At 73.6% G+C, this 15,029-nt stretch carries 15 protein-coding genes; 8 read left to right on the forward strand and 7 right to left on the reverse strand.

Annotation, left to right across the window (positions count from 1 at the left end; all coding sequences use genetic code 11):
• Positions 1-17: 17 nt before the first annotated feature.
• Genes F4692_RS08180 through F4692_RS08190 form a run of 3 tightly spaced genes read right to left on the reverse strand, consistent with a single transcriptional unit; the run spans position 18 to position 1,782 of the window.
• Positions 18-881 (reverse strand): fructosamine kinase family protein, encoded by an 864-nt coding sequence (locus tag F4692_RS08180; RefSeq protein ID WP_179619197.1) that lies wholly within the window; start codon positions 879-881, stop codon positions 18-20.
• Positions 881-1,393: a low molecular weight protein-tyrosine-phosphatase gene (locus F4692_RS08185; RefSeq protein ID WP_179619198.1), complete on the reverse strand. Its 513-nt coding sequence runs from the start codon at positions 1,391-1,393 to the stop codon at positions 881-883. The genes F4692_RS08180 and F4692_RS08185 overlap by 1 nt, the downstream gene beginning before the upstream one ends.
• On the reverse strand, positions 1,393-1,782 hold the full coding sequence (locus F4692_RS08190) for a phage holin family protein (RefSeq protein ID WP_179619199.1): 390 nt from the start codon (positions 1,780-1,782) through the stop codon (positions 1,393-1,395). Before F4692_RS08190 ends, F4692_RS08185 begins: the two co-directional genes overlap by 1 nt.
• Before the next feature lie 135 nt (positions 1,783-1,917).
• On the opposite strand from F4692_RS08190, the gene F4692_RS08195 reads away from it, so the two are divergent.
• Positions 1,918-2,484 (forward strand): VanZ family protein, encoded by a 567-nt coding sequence (locus tag F4692_RS08195; RefSeq protein WP_179619200.1) that lies wholly within the window; start codon positions 1,918-1,920, stop codon positions 2,482-2,484.
• Positions 2,481-3,554 carry a histidinol-phosphate transaminase gene (gene hisC / locus F4692_RS08200; protein WP_179619201.1) on the forward strand — a complete coding sequence of 358 codons (1,074 nt, stop codon included), beginning with the start codon at positions 2,481-2,483 and terminating at the stop codon, positions 3,552-3,554. Before F4692_RS08195 ends, hisC begins: the two co-directional genes overlap by 4 nt.
• 32 nt (positions 3,555-3,586) lie before the next feature.
• Here hisC and F4692_RS08205 read toward each other — a convergent pair whose 3' ends face one another.
• The 3 genes from F4692_RS08205 to F4692_RS08215 all read right to left on the reverse strand — a co-directional run bounded on the left by F4692_RS08205 (position 3,587) and on the right by F4692_RS08215 (position 6,354).
• Positions 3,587-4,894 carry an MFS transporter gene (locus F4692_RS08205; RefSeq protein ID WP_218858365.1) on the reverse strand — a complete coding sequence of 436 codons (1,308 nt, stop codon included), beginning with the start codon at positions 4,892-4,894 and terminating at the stop codon, positions 3,587-3,589.
• Positions 4,891-5,448 (reverse strand): winged helix-turn-helix domain-containing protein, encoded by a 558-nt coding sequence (locus F4692_RS08210; protein ID WP_179619202.1) that lies wholly within the window; start codon positions 5,446-5,448, stop codon positions 4,891-4,893. Before F4692_RS08210 ends, F4692_RS08205 begins: the two co-directional genes overlap by 4 nt.
• A 120-nt stretch (positions 5,449-5,568) precedes the next feature.
• Positions 5,569-6,354: a metallophosphoesterase gene (locus tag F4692_RS08215; RefSeq protein ID WP_308645217.1), complete on the reverse strand. Its 786-nt coding sequence runs from the start codon at positions 6,352-6,354 to the stop codon at positions 5,569-5,571.
• 43 nt (positions 6,355-6,397) lie between these two features.
• Between F4692_RS08215 and F4692_RS08220 the strand changes: the two genes are divergently transcribed.
• The 4 genes from F4692_RS08220 to F4692_RS08235 all read left to right on the forward strand — a co-directional run bounded on the left by F4692_RS08220 (position 6,398) and on the right by F4692_RS08235 (position 11,318).
• Positions 6,398-7,387 carry a glutathione S-transferase family protein gene (locus F4692_RS08220; protein WP_179619204.1) on the forward strand — a complete coding sequence of 330 codons (990 nt, stop codon included), beginning with the start codon at positions 6,398-6,400 and terminating at the stop codon, positions 7,385-7,387.
• 228 nt (positions 7,388-7,615) lie between these two features.
• Positions 7,616-8,743, forward strand: a complete 1,128-nt coding sequence (gene pdhA, locus F4692_RS08225; protein ID WP_257029785.1) for a pyruvate dehydrogenase (acetyl-transferring) E1 component subunit alpha — start codon at positions 7,616-7,618, stop codon at positions 8,741-8,743.
• Positions 8,743-9,729, forward strand: a complete 987-nt coding sequence (locus tag F4692_RS08230; protein WP_179619206.1) for an alpha-ketoacid dehydrogenase subunit beta — start codon at positions 8,743-8,745, stop codon at positions 9,727-9,729. Before pdhA ends, F4692_RS08230 begins: the two co-directional genes overlap by 1 nt.
• Positions 9,730-9,740: 11 nt before the next feature.
• Positions 9,741-11,318: a dihydrolipoamide acetyltransferase family protein gene (locus F4692_RS08235; RefSeq protein ID WP_179619207.1), complete on the forward strand. Its 1,578-nt coding sequence runs from the start codon at positions 9,741-9,743 to the stop codon at positions 11,316-11,318.
• Positions 11,319-11,420: 102 nt separating this feature from the next.
• Here the strand turns inward: F4692_RS08235 and F4692_RS08240 are convergent, their stop codons facing one another.
• On the reverse strand, positions 11,421-12,371 hold the full coding sequence (locus tag F4692_RS08240; protein WP_179619208.1) for an NAD-dependent epimerase/dehydratase family protein: 951 nt from the start codon (positions 12,369-12,371) through the stop codon (positions 11,421-11,423).
• Between the two features lie 139 nt (positions 12,372-12,510).
• Here F4692_RS08240 and F4692_RS08245 point away from each other — a divergent pair, with 139 nt between their 5' ends.
• Positions 12,511-13,947: a hypothetical protein gene (locus F4692_RS08245; protein WP_179619209.1), complete on the forward strand. Its 1,437-nt coding sequence runs from the start codon at positions 12,511-12,513 to the stop codon at positions 13,945-13,947.
• Positions 13,940-14,992 (forward strand): hypothetical protein, encoded by a 1,053-nt coding sequence (locus tag F4692_RS08250; protein ID WP_179619210.1) that lies wholly within the window; start codon positions 13,940-13,942, stop codon positions 14,990-14,992. Before F4692_RS08245 ends, F4692_RS08250 begins: the two co-directional genes overlap by 8 nt.
• Positions 14,993-15,029 lie beyond the last annotated feature (37 nt).

Here is a 15,029-nt window from a genome sequence, read left to right on the forward strand (position 1 = left end):
GGACGGGGCAGGGACGGTCAGGCGTAGCGCGCGGCGACGGCGCCGGCGCGCGCGCCGTACCCGCCGCCGAACATGCACGCGTGCACGAGCAGCGGGAAGAGCTGGTGGATGCCGAGGCGGTCCTCCCACCCGTCCGCGAGCGGGTACGCCTCGTCGTACGCCGCCATCACGCGGGGCAGGTGGGTGAGGCCGAAGAGGTGGAGCATCGCCAGGTCCACCTCTCGGTGCCCGCCGTGGGCGGCCGGGTCGATGACGTGGACGGCGAGGTCCTGCCCCCAGAGGCAGTTGCCGTTCCACAGGTCGCCGTGGAGGCGGGCCGGCTCCTCCTCCGGCAGCAGCGAGGTGAGCCGTCCGACGACCGACTCGACCGCCGCCGCGTCGGACTCGCCGATGGCGCCGCGGTCGCGGGCGAGCTTGAGGTAGGGCAGCACGCGGCGGACCGCGTAGAACTCCGGCCAGGAGTCGGCGGTCCGGTTGGGGAGCGGGAGCCGACCGATGAAGCCGTCGTGGTCGAGGCCCCAGCCGTCGGCGCCGGCCCGGTGGGTGGTGGCGAGCTGGTGGCCGAACGCCAGCGCGGCCTCGACCGGGGTCTTGGCGCTCTGCTCGACCCACTCCAGGACGACGCAGTCGCTGGCGGCGGCCAGCACCTCGGGGAGCGGCACCCCGCCCTCGACCTCGGCGAGCCAGCGCAGCCCGGCGGCCTCGGCCTCGAAGAACCCCTCCGGCGCGTGCGGGAGGGTCTTCATCAGCGCCGTCTGGCCGCTGGAGAGCCGCAGCCGGGTGGCCGTGGCGATGTCGCCGCCGGCGACGGGCGAGGTCGCGACGACGGGCGTGCCGAGCAGCTCCTCGGCGCGGCGGGCGACGATCGGCTGACGGGCCATCAGTCCCGGCTTCCCGCGGCCGCGTCGAGTGCGCGGGGGAGGGCCGCCACGATCGCATCGCTCGTGCGCTCGACCATCGCCAGCACCTCCTCGAACCCGTCGGCACCACCGTAGTACGGGTCCGGCACCTCGGACCCGGGGTCGACCGGGTCGAAGTCGCGGAACAGCCCGACCCGCTCCGTGCGCCCGCCCACGTCGGCGAGGTTGGCCCCGTCCATCACGAGGACGAGGTCGTACGCCCCGGGCCAGGTCGCGTCGTACTGCCGCGCCCGGTGCCGGGTCGGGTCGTAGCCGGCGCTGGTGAGGGTGGCGGCGGCGCGGGGGTCCATCGGGTTGCCGACGTGCCAGCCGCCGGTCCCGGAGGAGGCGACCTCGACGCGGTCGTCGAGCCCGGCCTCGGCGAGCCGGCTCTCCAGGACGACGTGCGCCGTGGGGGAGCGGCAGATGTTGCCGAGGCAGACCAGCGCGATCCGGTAGCTGCCGGGGGCGCGTGCCTCGGGGAGCTCCGCCATCACTCGTCCGACGGGAGCGCCGTCCGGACGCCCCAGCCGACGACGGTGATGATGAGCGAGCCGACGAGCGCGTTCCAGAACCCGTCGACGTGGAAGCCGAGGTCGAACGCGTCGGCCAGGCGTGCGGTGAGCAGGAGCATCAGCGCGTTGATCACCAGCAGCAGGAAGCCCAGCGTCAGGATGATGAACGGCAGCGACAGGACCTTGATCACCGGCTCGATGAAGGTCGAGACGAGGCCGAGGATGAGGGCCACGACCAGCAGCGGGACGATCTTGTCCTGCACCTCCGCCTGGCCGTTCTTCGCCCCCTCGAACCAGATCCCGTCCAGCAGCCAGGCGGCCACGGCCAGCCCGGCGGCGTACGTCAGCAACCATGTCACGAAGCGCATGTCACGACACTAGCCGGGAGCGACGAGGTCGTGCCGAGCGTGAGGCGGGAGGTCGAGTGGCCCCGCGACCGAGCCTGCGAGGTCGCGACGGGGCGCACCGAGACCCGCGTCCCTGGCCTCGCTACGGTGGCCCGCGTGGTGACGATCGGCGGCACGGGCGTGATGGTGCTCGGCGCCCTCGCCGCCGCGGTCCTCGCCGCCCTCCTCGCGCTGGCGCTGCGTGGCCGGTTCGGCACGGTCACGACGGTGTCGGTCGCCGGGCTGTCCTGGTCGCTCGTCGCGATCGCGCTCGTCACCCTGGTGCCGACCCGGCCGGACGTCGGGATCGTCTCGGCGGAGACCCGGAGCGAGACCTGCTCGTGGGACTACGGCGGGCCGTCCGGTGCCGCGTTCGAGGTCCTCGGCCTCGACCAGCGCACCCTCAACGTGCTGCTCTTCGTGCCGGCGGGGGTGTTCCTCGTGCTGGTGGCCGGGCGCTGGTGGTCGGGGCTGGTGCTCGCCCCGCTCGGCCTCGGCCTGCTCGCGGCGTACAGCCTCGCCATCGAGCTCACCCAGCTCCAGCTCGCCCGGCTCGACCGCGCCTGCGACGTCACCGACATGGTCGACAACGTCCTCGGCGCCGGGGTGGGCTTCGTGGTAGGGGTGCTGCTGCTCCCGGTGGTGAGGCCGTGGCGCGACCGCGTCACTAGGGTCGGGACATGACCTCGCCCCAGCCCCGGCCCAACGTGCTCGCCATCCCTGCGTACGTCGCCGGCAAGCCTCCCGTCGCCCGACCCGGGCTGACGTCGTACAAGCTGTCGTCCAACGAGAACCCCTACCCGCCGCTCCCGGGCGTGCTGGAGGCGGCGACCGAGGCGGCGGCGCAGATGAACCGCTACCCCGACATGGGGAGCACCGCGCTCTACGCCGCGCTCGGCGAGGCGATGGGCGTCCCGGTCGAGGACCTCGCGGCCGCCACGGGCTCGGTCGGCCTCATCTACCAGCTCGTCAACGCGTTCTGCGAGGCCGGCGACGAGGTCGTCTACGCGTGGCGATCCTTCGAGGCCTACCCCATCGCCGTCACGGCCGGCGGCGCCCGCAGCGTCCAGGTGCCGGTGACCGCGGACGGCCGCCACGACCTCGACGCCATGGCGGCCGCGGTCACCGACCGCACGAAGGTCGTCATCGTCTGCACGCCCAACAACCCGACCGGTCCGGCCGTCACGCAGGCCGAGCTCGACGCCTTCATCGCGAAGGTCCCCTCCCACGTGGTCGTCGTGGTCGACGAGGCCTACCTCGAGTTCGTCCGGATGGACGACGCGATCGACGGCGTCGCGACCTACCAGCGCCACGACAACGTCGTCCTCACCCGCACCTTCTCCAAGGCCTACGGCCTGGCCGGCTTCCGCGTCGGGTACGCCGTCGCCCCCGCCCCGCTCGCCGCCGCGCTGCGTGCTGTCTCGCTGCCGTTCGGCGTTAGCCACGTCGCCCAGGCAGCCGCCATCGCCTCGCTCGAGGCGCGCGAGGAGCTCTCCGCCCGCGTCGAGGACCTCGTCGGGCGCCGAGCCGACCTGGTGGCCCGGCTGCGGGAGGTCGGCTGGGAGCTGCCGGACGCGCAGGGCAACTTCGTGTGGTTCCCCCTCGGCGACCGGGCGCTCGACTTCGCCGCCGCGTGCGGCGAGGCCGGCATCTCGGTGCGGCCCTTCGCCGGCGACGGGGTCCGGGTGAGCATCGGGGAGGCCGAGGCGTTCGACCGGGTGGTCGAGGTGGCGGCCCGGTTCGCGCCGGCGTAGCTGCACGGGGGTGATCCCCGGCTGACCGGGGATCACTGACGTTGTCGGCCTCTGCAACGCCTGACAACGTCAGCGAGAGCCTGACAACCCCGCTCGGCGACCTCTGTCCGAGCGTCCACGGCAGGCGCCCGGTCCATCCGCCGGAAGCTCGGCACCCGGGTGGGCGCCATCGTGGTGACGAGGTACGCCGCGCCCGCCACGAGGAGGGCGGGGGAGATCCCCAGACCTGAGACGGCGAGCCCGCCGAGGATCCCGCCGAGCGGCATCAGCGACCAGCAGATCGCGGTGTTCATCGAGGTCACCCGGCCCATCAGGTGGGGCGGGATGCGTTCGAGGATCACCGCGCCCAGGATCGGGTTGAGGAAGCCGGACGCCACCCCAGCGACGGCGGTCACGGCGAGGACCGCCCACACCGGCGACTCGAGCGCCAACACGACGAAGCGGGGCGCGCCCGCGACGAGGAACGCGAGGACGTACGTCCGGAAGCGCGGTAGCGTCTCGCCCCACCGGGCCGCCGCGAGCGCGCCGAGCACCGACGCCCCGCTCATCACCGCGAAGAGCGTGCCGAGCACGGCGACCCCGGCACCGGACTCCTTCGCCCACACCGGCGCGAGCACCGCGGCGTACGCCTGGTCGACGAGGTTGGTCACCGCGACCATCGCGCAGATCGCGACGAGCACCGGCTCGGTGCGCAGGAAGTCCCAGCCCTGGCGCAGCTCCTGGCCGTACGACGTCTGCGCGGCGGTCGGCTCCGGTGGCACGGGGGCGCCGAGACCCGTGGTCGTGATCGCGAAGACGGCGCAGGACACCAGGAAGGACGCGGCGTCGACGTAGAGCGCGTCGGCCGCGCCGATCGTCGCGACCAGCACGCCGGCCACCGCCGCGCCCGCCATCGTCGAGGTGCGCTCGATGGCCGACGCCAGACCGGACACCCGCTCGAGCGAGTACCCGGCGGTCCGCGCGATCTCCGGGCTCATCGCCGCCTTGCCCGCGTCGCCCGGCCCGCGCAGCGCGCCGGCCACCGCGACGAGGACGAGCAGCGTCGGGAAGCCGAGCAGGCCGAGCTGGTGGAGCAGCGGGATCGTCGCGACGACGAACGCGGACAGGAGGTCGCACGCGAGCGTGACGCGGCGCGGTCCGATGCGGTCGAGGAGCGGGCCGCCGAGCGCCTTGAACACCACCAGCGGCGTGATCTCCGCCGCCGCCACGAGCCCGGTCTGCGTCGCGGACCCCGTCGTCGACAGGACGAACCACGGGATCGCGATCATCGACACCCGGGTGCCGACGAGCGAGATGCCCTCGGCGACGAGTGCGCCGACGAGCGGGGTGCGCGAGGTCACCGCTCGCCCCACGGCAGGCCCGGGCGCACGAAGGCGTTGAGGTTGACCGCGAACGGCGCGGCCTCGGGGTCATCCGACGACGTGGTCTCCTCGATGATCGCCTCGAGCCGCTGCACCAGGGCCTCGGCCTGCGCCGGGGTGAGCCGCAGCTCCCAGTCGCTCAGCGAGCCGACGTCCGCCCACTCCTCCGGCAGGAACGACATCTCCGCGACGGCCGCGCGCAGCCGGTCGGCGTACAGCTGGGCCACCGTCGCGAGGTACGCCTCCATGTGCTCGCCGTCGATGCCCTGGCCACGCGCGTCGGTGCGGGTCTCGCTGTGCGCGGCCCGCCACCAGCGGTCGCGCGCGTTGCCGCGGTCGGTGTCCTCGACGATGAAGCCGTGCTGGGCGAGCTGGCGCAGGTGGTACGACGTCGCGCCGGTGTTGAGGTCGAGGCGGGCCGCGAGGGTGGTGGCCGTCGCCGGCCCCTCGGTGCGGAGCAGGCCGAGCATCCGCAGGCGGACGGGGTGGCTCAGCGCGCGGAGCCCGGCGATGTCGGGGGTGATGGCGGCCATGACGGCACGCTACGACTGCGAAGAGTCATTTGCAAACGTCTCTTTGCAGTCGCGTCGCCGGGGGTAGTCCAGTGAGCAGTGGTCGTCCCCGGGCCCGGATGGCGACCGTCCGCGACTGGACTACCCCGAGAGGCGGGCGACCAGGCACGGCCCGCCCTCGTAGATCCCCCCGTCGATGTCGAGCGCCAGCCCCTCGGCGTACAGCCGGGGCTCGTCGTAGGAGTCGACCGGCTCGTCGAAGAGGTCGCCGATGATGCTGTGCCCGTGGACGATGCGCGTGCCGCCCAGCGTGCGCAGCAGCCGCCGCGCGGCGAGCGGACCCGCGCTGCCGGCGTACTCGTGGCGCTGCCCGAGCCGGACGAGGACGTCGAACCACGCGACCGGGTCGTCGTCAGCGAGGGTCGCGCGCACGGCCTCGTTGACCTCCTCGACCGAGTCGCCCCAGTCGAGGTACGCCGTGGTGTCGGAGTGCATCATCAGGTGCTCGCCGTCGCGGGCGACCGCCGGCAGCGCGGCCATCCACGCGACCAGGTCCTCGTCCATCCCCGCCTGGTCGGTCTCGAGGCCGCCGTTGCGCGACCAGATCGCGCCGAAGCTGCGCACCATCCCGCGGTGCACCACCTCCTCGTCGCCGAAGCGCCTCTTGCCGAGGGCGATCACCTCGTGGTTGCCGAGCAGGGGGTGCACGCCGCCGCCGGCCGCGGCCGCCTCGTCCGCCAGCCGACGCACGAGCGCGATCACGCCCAGGCCGTCGGGACCGCGGTCGAGCAGGTCGCCGAGAACCCACAGCCGCGCCTCGCCACCCGACCAGCGGCCGTCGTCACCGACCAGTCCCGCGGCGCGCAGGGCAGCGGTGAGCTCCGACAGGTGGCCGTGGGGATCGCTGGTCGCGAACGTCGCACTCACGCTCCGACCGTATGCCGTCACCCGCCGTGGGTATCGTTGAAGCATGAACGACACGGCCAGCTACACGACCAAGGGCAAGCCCTTCGAGCGCGACATGACCTACCTCCCCGACCGCATCCTGGCCGGGGACCGTTCCGCGGACCCGCTCGACGACGCCCACCCGAGCGGCTCCAAGGACAGCCCGCGCGACGTGCCCGTGTGGGACGTCGCCCCCGGTCGCTACCGCCTCGTCGCCGCCCGCGCCTGCCCGTGGGCCCACCGCTCGATCATCGTCCGCTCGCTCCTCGGCCTCGAGGACGCCATCTCGTGGGGCGCCCCCGGCCCGACCCACGACCAGCGCAGCTGGACCTTCGACCTCGACCCCGGCGGCGTCGACCCCGTCCTCGGCATCGAGCGCCTCCAGCAGGCCTACCTCGCCCGCCAGCCCGACTACTCCCGCGGGATCACCGTGCCCGCGATCGTCGAGGTCGAGTCCGGCAAGGTCGTCACCAACGACTTCCCGCAGATCACCCACGACCTCTTCTTCGAGTGGCGCGACCACCAGCGCGACGACGTGCCCGACCTCTGGCCGGCCGACGTCCGCGAGGAGATGGAGTCCGTGATGAAGCGGGTCTTCACCGAGGTCAACAACGGCGTCTACCGCTGCGGGTTCGCCGGCTCGCAGGAGGCGTACGACGACGCGTACGACCGCCTGTTCACCGCGCTCGACTGGCTCGAGGAGCGTCTCGCCGACCGCCGCTTCCTCATGGGCGAGGCGATCACCGAGGCCGACGTGCGGCTGTTCACGACCCTCGTCCGCTTCGACGCGGTCTACCACGGCCACTTCAAGTGCAACCGCAACAAGCTCACCGAGATGCCGAACCTGTGGGGCTACGCGCGCGACCTGTTCCAGACGCCCGGCTTCGGCGACGAGGTCGACTTCGAGCAGATCAAGCGGCACTACTACGTCGTCCACACCGACATCAACCCGACGCAGATCGTGCCGGCCGGACCCGACGAGTCGGGCTGGACCACGCCGCACGGCCGCGGCTGAGACGCGCGCGAGCAGCGGCTCGCGCGCGCCCCCGGGAGACCCCTCCAGATTGGTGCTGCACGGCCTCGGCCGATACGTTGAGCACCACCATGTGGTCGGGGTCACACACGCCGACGACCACGAGATCGAGCCGTCGGCGTCCGGCGATCCCGCGACTGCCGCTAGCTGTTGAAGGAGAGTGCGTTGTCCGAGCCTGCCTCCCCCCGGAGTGACACCTTCGGCCCCGACCTGGCGGAGGTCTTCGGACCCGCCCAGTCCGACGGTGGCCCCGACCTGGTCCAGCTGCTGACGCCCGAGGGCGAGCGCGTCCACCACCCCGAGTTCGACCACGACTTCTCGGCCGAGGAGCTGCGCGGGCTCTACCGCGACATGGTCCTCACCCGCCGCATCGACGTCGAGGCGACCGCGCTGCAGCGCCACGGCGAGCTCGGCATCTGGGCCCAGCTGCTCGGCCAGGAGGCCGCGCAGATCGGCGCCGGCCGCGCCCTGCGCCCGCAGGACTACGTCTTCCCGACCTACCGCGAGCACGGCGTCGCCTACTGCAAGGGCGTCGACCCGCTGCGGCTGCTCGGTCTCTTCCGCGGCGTCGACCAGGGCGGCTGGGACCCCCACGAGAACAACTTCGGGCTCTACACGATCGTCATCGGCGCGCAGACCCTCCACGCCACCGGCTACGCGATGGGCATGCAGCGCGACGGCGTCGTCGGCACCGGCGACCCCGAGCGCGACTCGGCCGTGATCGCCCACTTCGGCGACGGCGCGTCCTCGCAGGGCGACGTCAACGAGGCGTTCATCTTCGCCGCGTCCTACAACGCCCCCGTCGTGTTCTTCTGCCAGAACAACCAGTGGGCCATCTCCGAGCCCATCGAGCGGCAGACCCGCATCCCGCTCTACCAGCGGGCGCTGGGCTTCGGCTTCCCGGGCATCCGGGTCGACGGCAACGACGTGCTGGCGACGTACGCCGTCACGCAGGCCGCGCTGCAGCGCGCGCGTGAGGGCAACGGCCCGTCCTTCGTCGAGGCCTACACCTACCGGATGGGCGCGCACACCACCACCGACGACCCGACGCGCTACCGGCTCAACGACGAGCTCGAGCACTGGAAGCTCAAGGACCCGATCGAGCGCCTCAAGGTCTACCTGCGCCGCAACGGCCTGGTCGACCAGCAGTTCTTCGACGACCTCGACGCCGAGGCCAAGGAGATGGGCCACCACCTCCGCGAGGGCTGCAAGGCCCTGCCCGACCCGAAGCCGCTCGACCAGTTCGGCTACGTCTTCAGCGAGATGACCGACGAGATCGCCGCCCAGCGCGACGAGTTCGCCGCCTACCTCGCCTCGTTCGAGGGGAGCCACTCCTGATGAGCACCAGCCAGAAGATCACCCTCGCCAAGGGCCTCAACATGGGGCTGCGCAAGGCGATGGAGGACGACGACAAGGTCCTGCTCATGGGTGAGGACGTCGGCAAGCTCGGCGGTGTCTTCCGCATCACCGACGGCCTGCAGAAGGACTTCGGCGAGGACCGCGTCATCGACAGCCCGCTCGCGGAGTCCGGCATCGTCGGCACCGCCGTCGGCATGGCGCTGCGCGGCTACCGCCCCGTCATCGAGATCCAGTTCGACGGCTTCGTCTACCCCGCCTACGACCAGATCGTGTGCCAGGTCGCGAAGTACACCTACCGCTCGCAGGGGAAGGTGAAGATGCCGATCGTCATCCGCATCCCCTTCGGCGGCGGCATCGGCGCGGTCGAGCACCACTCCGAGAGCCCGGAGGCGCAGTTCGCGCACACCCCCGGCCTCAAGGTGGTGGCCTGCTCCAACCCAGTCGACGGCTACTGGATGATCCAGCAGGCCATCGCCCACGACGACCCGGTCATCTTCCTCGAGCCCAAGCGGCAGTACCACGCCGACAAGGCCGAGCTCGACGAGTCCGCGACCCCGGAGCCGCTGTTCACCTCGCGCGTCGTCCGCGCCGGCACCGACGCGACGGTCCTGGCCTACGGCCCGACGGTGAAGACCGCGCTCAAGTGCGCCGAGGCCGCCGCGTCGGAGGGACGCAGCCTCGAGGTCATCGACCTGCGCACCCTGTCCCCGCTCGACATGGCGCCCGTGCTCGAGTCCGTACGCCGCACCGGCCGCTGCGTGGTCACCCACGAGGCGCACGTCAACCTCGGCATGGGTGCCGAGCTGGCCGCCCGGATCACCGAGGAGTGCTTCTACTCCCTCGAGGCCCCGGTCCTGCGCGTCGGCGCCTTCGACACGCCCTACCCGCCGTCGCGGATCGAGGAGGAGTACCTCCCCGACCTCGACCGGGTGCTGGACGCCGTCGACCGCACCTTCGCCTTCTGAGGAGACCACTGATGTCCGAGTTCCTTCTCCCCGACGTCGGCGAGGGCCTCACCGAGGCCGAGATCGTGGCCTGGAAGGTCAAGGTCGGCGACACCGTCGAGATCAACGACGTGATCGTCGAGATCGAGACCGCCAAGTCGCTCGTCGAGCTGCCGTCGCCCTTCGAGGGCACCGTCCTGGCCCTGCTCGTCCCCGAGGGCGAGACCATCCCGGTCGGTACGCCGATCATCTCGATCGGCGCGCCGGGCGAGGCCCCGGCCGCGCCGGCGCCCACCGAGCAGACCGAGTCCGACCCCTACCTCGGGATGGCCGAGAAGGCCGGCGCGGCCGAGGCCGCCCAGGTCGACCCGGCCGACATCGACCTGTCCAACCCGGCGGCGTCCGGCTCGATGGAGGGCGCGTCCCTCGTCGGCCGGATCAAGGCCGAGCGCGGGCCGATGCGCCGCGCCCGCCGCGGCTCGGCGTCCCCGAGCACGGAGGCCGGCGCCAACACCCAGATGCAGGTGCAGGGCGCCTTCTCGCCCGGCGGGGCCCAGTCCGACGAGGTCATGCCGGCCGACGAGTCGCCGGTGCCCGCCGTCGACCAGCGGCCCGCGCCGCAGGCGGCTCCCGCCGAGGCGCTCGTGCCCGCGGCCGCGCAGGACCCCGGCGTCGTGCGTACGCTCGCCAAGCCGCCCGTCCGCAAGCTCGCCAAGGACCTCGGCGTCGACCTGTCGACGCTGACCGGCTCCGGCCCGTCGGGCTCGATCACCCGCGACGACGTGCAGGGTGCCGCCAGCGGCGGCGGCAGTCGTACGCCCGTCCCGGCGGCGGGGGCCGACACCCCCGGCGCGTCCTATGGCGGGTCGTCGCAGCGCGGCCTGACCAGTGGCAGCCACGCCGGCGAGCGCGAGACCCGCGAGCCCATCAAGGGCGTGCGCAAGATGATGGCGACGGCGATGAGCCAGTCGGCCTTCACCAGCCCGCACGTCACCGAGTGGGTCACCGTCGACGTGACCGCCACGATGCAGCTCGTCGAGCGGCTCAAGGCGCGTCGCGAGCTCCGCGAGGTCAAGGTCGGGCCGCTGCTCGTCCTCGCCCGCGCGGTCATCCTGGCGATGAAGCGCACGCCGGAGATCAACTCCTTCTGGGACGAGGCCGCGCAGGAGGTCGTCCACAAGCACTACGTCAACCTCGGGATCGCGGCCGCCACGCCGCGCGGCCTCGTGGTGCCCAACGTCAAGGACGCCGACTCGCTCTCGCTCACCGAGCTCGCGGCGGCGCTGGCCGAGCTCACCGCCACCGCGCGCGACGGGAAGACCCAGCCGGCGGAGATGGCCGGCGGCACCTTCACGATCACCAACGTGGGCGTCTTCGGCGTCGACGCCGGCACGCCGATCATCAACCCCGGAGAGTCCGCGATCCTGTGCTTCGGCGCGATCAACAAGCGGCCGTGGGTGGACGAGGCCACCGGCGAGATCGTCGTGCGCGACGTCACCACGCTGGCACTGTCGTTCGACCACCGCCACATCGACGGCGAGAAGGGCTCGCGCTTCCTCGCCGACGTCGCCGGCATCCTCCACGACCCGGGGACGGCGCTGCTCTTCTGACCGGCTCGGTATCTAGGGACGACATGGTGGCCAGAACCCGGTCACGACGACCACGTCGTCCCTAGATACCCCACGGACGGGGCGCCCGCCCCGGTCGTCGCCTCAGCGGGCGTGCCAGGCCGCGAGGACCTCGGCCTCCCGCTCCGCCGGGAGTGCGTGGACCGGCGTGTCGAGGCAGCCGGCCGCGGTGTCGGCGATCGACCGCAGCCGCAGCCCGGCGGCCTCGGCCGGCCCGGGATCGTGCGCCAGCATGCCGTCGTGCTCGGGCCGCGGGAGCCAGAGCGGCAGCGAGCCCTCGCCGGCCCACGGCTCGACGCCCTGCTCGGCGAGGAAGTCCTGGTCGACCCACGTGAGGTGCGGGTCGTCCGCCCCGACCCCGGCCGCCACCTCGGCGAGCAGCTCGGCGAACGGCACCGGCCGGCCGACCGCGTCGTACGCACCGGTGGTCTGCGCGTCGGCGAGGTCGAGCAGCCACGCCGCGAGGTCGCGTACGTCGATCACCTGCACCACGTCCTCCGGCCTGCCCGGAGCGAGCACCTCGCCGCCGCGCGCCAGCCGCTGCGGCCAGTAGGAGAACCGGCCCGTCGGGTCGCCCGGTCCCACGACGAGGCCCGGCCGGGCGACGACCGACGACGTCGCGCCGGCAGCGACGATCCGTTCGCAGGCGACCTTCATCCCGCCGTACGCCTCCGGGTCGACGGAGAGGTCGACGTCCTCGTCGATCGGCTCCGCGAGCGGCTCCGTCGCCGGGGACGAGCTGTCGGCGTAGACGCTGATCGTCGACACGAACACCCAGTGCGCATCCGGCAGCGCCGCGACGGCGCTGCGGGCCTGTGAGGGGAGCCGGGTCACGTCGACGACCGCGTCCCAGGCGCCGTCGGCGACCTCGGGAGGTACGCCGTCCGCGCGGTCCCAGTGCAGGTGGCGGGCCCCGTCGGGCACCGTCCCCGACAGGCCGCGGCACGCACAGGTGACGTCCCACCCGCGGGCGACGGCCTGCGCGGCGGTCTCGCGGGAGAGGAAGCGGGTACCGCCCAGCACGAGGAGCCTCATGGTCGCCACTCCAGCGCACGCCACCCGGTCCGGCAAGGGGGTTCCGCTGTCGGCAGAACCGGTGGACCCACCCCTTTGTGGGTACGCCGGTGCGCTGCGACAATGAGCGCTCCACGACGTGTGAGAGGAGTGGGCGGGCATGTCCTCAGGTGAGCCCACCACCGCCGCCCTGCTCGCGAGGGCCCAGCAGGTCGCCGACCAGCTGGTCGGCGAGGCCCGGCAGGAGGCCGAGCGCCTGACGGCCGACCTCGCGTCGCTGCGTGAGGAGACGCGGCTGCTCAAGGCCGAGGCCGAGCGCGACCGCGCCGAGGCCGGCCGGGCGCGCAGGCAGGCCGAGGAGGTGCTCGCCGGGGCGTCCGAGGAGGCCTCGACCATCGTCGTCGACGCCAACGAGCAGGCCGCCCTCCTGATGTCCTCGGCCGGCGCCGCCCGCGACGAGCAGGTCGAGGCGGCCCGCACCGAGGGCGAGAAGCTGCGTGCCCAGGCCGCCGACGACGTCGCCGCGATGCTCGCCGAGTCGCAGGCGCTCCGCGACACCGCCGCCAGCGAGAAGGACGAGCTGCTCGCCGGGGCGCGGGCCGAGGCGGAGTCCGCCGTCGCCGTCGCCCAGGACGCCGCCGCCCGCCTCGTCGAGGAGGCGCGCACCTCCGCCCGGCAGCACCTCGAGACCGCGACCGCCGAGTCCGAGTCGCTCCGCGCCAGTGCCTCCACCGAGTCGGCCCGGATGCGCGACGAGGCGGCGCTCCACGTCGAGGAGCTGCGGCGTACGACCGGCGCCGAGGTCGACCGCATGCGCCGGGCGGCGGAGGAGACGCTCGCCAGCGCCCGGGCCGAGTCCGAGGAGCAGCTGCGCCACGCGGCTGAGCAGACCGAGTGGGCCACCCGGACCGTCGAGTCGGTGCTCGCCGGCGCGGCGACGGAGGCCGCCTCGATCCGCAAGGCCGCGCACGACGACGCCGGCGCGCACGCCCGACTCGTCCGCGAGCGCGTCCAGGGCGTCATCGCCACCGTCAACGCCCGGATGGCGCTCGAGCTCGCCGAGGCCAAGCAGCGTGCCGAGGAGGTCACCCAGGCCGCCGAGCACGCCGCCGGCGAGCTGCGGTCCGAGGCGAGGCTGGCCCTCGAGCAGGCGCGCACGGAGGCCGAGCGCATCGTCGCCGACGCCACCGACGAGTCCGAACGCGCCGTCGAGCGGCTCGAGCGCCGGCGCAGCGAGGCCGAGTCCGGAGCGGCGAGCCTGCGCGCGCTGGTCGCCGAGGAGGTCACCCGCAGCCGTGCCGACGCCGCCGAGGAGCGGCGCCGCGCCCGCGAGGAGTCCAACGCGCTCGTGGCCGAGGGACGCGCCGAGGCCGACCAGCTGCGCGAGAGCGCCCGTCGCGCGCTCGAGCGGGCCCGGACGGAGATCGCGCAGCTGCAGGAGCAGCGCGACGGCATCGCCGCGGAGCTCGGCCAGCTCTCCGGGGTGATCGCGGCGCTCTCGGTCCCCGAGCAGGCGCACCCCACGGGCCCCGCCCCCACTGCCACCCCCACCCCACCCGAGTCCTCGTCACCCCACCAGGAGACCCCCGATGCCTGAAGAGATGTTCACGACCGTGCGCCGTGGCTACGACCCGGCCGAGGTCGAGCGTGCCGTCGCCCAGGCCCAGCGCGAGACCGCGGAGCTGCGCCAGCGCCTCGAGGCCGCCGAGCAGGCCGCCGAGCAGGCGCGCGGCGAGGCCGCCGCGTCTCGCGACGCGCTCGTCTCCCGGGAGGCCCAGGAGCCGGAGCAGCCGACGTTCGCCCACCTCGGTGACCGGGTCGGGCAGATCCTGTCGCTCGCCGAGGCCGAGGCCGCCGAGATCCGCGACCGCGTGCTCGGTGAGGTCGAGACCCTCCGCAAGGAGGCCGAGCAGGAGGCGGGGGCCGTGCGCGCCGACGCCGACCGCTACGCCGAGGAGACCCGTCGCGACGCCGAGGCCGAGGGTGTCCGCGTGCTCGCCGACGCCCGCAAGGCCGCCGACGGCGAGCGCGACGCCGCCGAGCGCGACGCCTCCGCCCGCCGCGCCGAGGCCGAGGCCATCTACGAGGACCAGCGCGCGAAGGCCGCCCAGGCCGCCGCCGACTTCGAGACCACGCTCGCCGAGCGCCGGCAGAAGGCGACCGCCGAGTTCCAGGCGCAGCAGGCTGCGACCCAGGCCGAGCTCGACGCGATGGCCGCGCGCAACAAGGACACCGAGGCGACCCTCGAGCGCAACCGCGTCGAGGCCGAGCAGCGCATCGCCCGGATGCTCGCCGAGGCCGAGGAGCGCTCCACCACGATGGTGAGCGAGGCGCGGGCCTCCGCCGACCGCGTACGCGCCGAGTCCGACCGCGAGCTCGCCGCCGCCGCGCAGCGTCGTGACAGCATCAACGCCCAGCTGTCCAACGTCCGCCAGATGCTCGCCACCCTCACCGGCACCGTCCCCGGGATCGCATTCCCGGGCGAGCCGGAGCCGGCTCCTGTCGCAGCCCCGTCCGCCGCCGGCGACGCGCCGGAGGGCGAGCCGGAGGCCGTCACCGAGGCCGAGGTCGTCGAGGCCCAGGACGAGGCCGCCGCCGAGGCTGCGGAGCTCGCGGACGGGGAGACCTCCGAGGAGCGGTGAGTGAGGCACGTCCTGAGGGCGCGGAAGGTGTCTCACG

It is taken from the genome of Nocardioides cavernae, from assembly GCF_013410035.1.
Classification (GTDB): Bacteria; Actinomycetota; Actinomycetes; order Propionibacteriales; family Nocardioidaceae; genus Nocardioides; species Nocardioides cavernae_A.

What these genes read in the sequence shown, in the direction of transcription:
- F4692_RS08220 (WP_179619204.1), top strand. Translation starts at nt 6,398, where the DNA reads ATGAACGACACGGCCAGCTACACGACCAAGGGCAAGCCCTTCGAGCGC.
- F4692_RS08230 (WP_179619206.1), top strand. Translation starts at nt 8,743, where the DNA reads ATGAGCACCAGCCAGAAGATCACCCTCGCCAAGGGCCTCAACATGGGG.
- F4692_RS08245 (WP_179619209.1), top strand. Translation starts at nt 12,511, where the DNA reads ATGTCCTCAGGTGAGCCCACCACCGCCGCCCTGCTCGCGAGGGCCCAG.
- hisC (WP_179619201.1), top strand. Translation starts at nt 2,481, where the DNA reads ATGACCTCGCCCCAGCCCCGGCCCAACGTGCTCGCCATCCCTGCGTAC.
- F4692_RS08240 (WP_179619208.1), bottom strand. Translation starts at nt 12,371, where the DNA reads ATGAGGCTCCTCGTGCTGGGCGGTACCCGCTTCCTCTCCCGCGAGACC.
- F4692_RS08250 (WP_179619210.1), top strand. Translation starts at nt 13,940, where the DNA reads ATGCCTGAAGAGATGTTCACGACCGTGCGCCGTGGCTACGACCCGGCC.
- F4692_RS08185 (WP_179619198.1), bottom strand. Translation starts at nt 1,393, where the DNA reads ATGGCGGAGCTCCCCGAGGCACGCGCCCCCGGCAGCTACCGGATCGCG.
- F4692_RS08210 (WP_179619202.1), bottom strand. Translation starts at nt 5,448, where the DNA reads ATGGCCGCCATCACCCCCGACATCGCCGGGCTCCGCGCGCTGAGCCAC.
- F4692_RS08235 (WP_179619207.1), top strand. Translation starts at nt 9,741, where the DNA reads ATGTCCGAGTTCCTTCTCCCCGACGTCGGCGAGGGCCTCACCGAGGCC.
- F4692_RS08190 (WP_179619199.1), bottom strand. Translation starts at nt 1,782, where the DNA reads ATGCGCTTCGTGACATGGTTGCTGACGTACGCCGCCGGGCTGGCCGTG.
- F4692_RS08180 (WP_179619197.1), bottom strand. Translation starts at nt 881, where the DNA reads ATGGCCCGTCAGCCGATCGTCGCCCGCCGCGCCGAGGAGCTGCTCGGC.